The organism is Pseudomonas juntendi (assembly GCF_009932375.1).
GTDB lineage: Bacteria > Pseudomonadota > Gammaproteobacteria > Pseudomonadales > Pseudomonadaceae > Aquipseudomonas > Aquipseudomonas juntendi.
This window is the reverse complement of the sequence record NZ_BLJG01000455.1, coordinates 1-202: the sequence shown is the minus strand read 5'-3', so window position 1 is coordinate 202 and position 202 is coordinate 1. Positions and strand designations below refer to the sequence as shown.

At 66.3% G+C, this 202-nt stretch carries 1 protein-coding gene; it reads left to right on the top strand.

The annotated features are described in order from the left end of the window. Positions 1 to 202, top strand: a 202-nt coding sequence (locus tag GYA94_RS26700) for an aldehyde dehydrogenase family protein (RefSeq protein WP_161893457.1), incomplete at both ends; no start/stop codon positions are given.

The window sequence follows — 202 nt, the reverse complement described above, 5'->3', positions numbered from 1 at the left end:
CAGCCCATGGAACTTCCCGGTCAGCCAACTGGTGCGCAAGATCGCCGGGGCGCTGGCTGCCGGCTGCTCGATCATCGCCAAGGGGCCGGAAGAAACGCCGTCTTCGTGCATAGAGCTGTGCCGCGCCTTCCAGGATGCTGGCGTGCCGCCTGGCGTGCTGAACCTGGTGTTCGGTGTGCCGGCCGAGGTGTCTGACCAACTG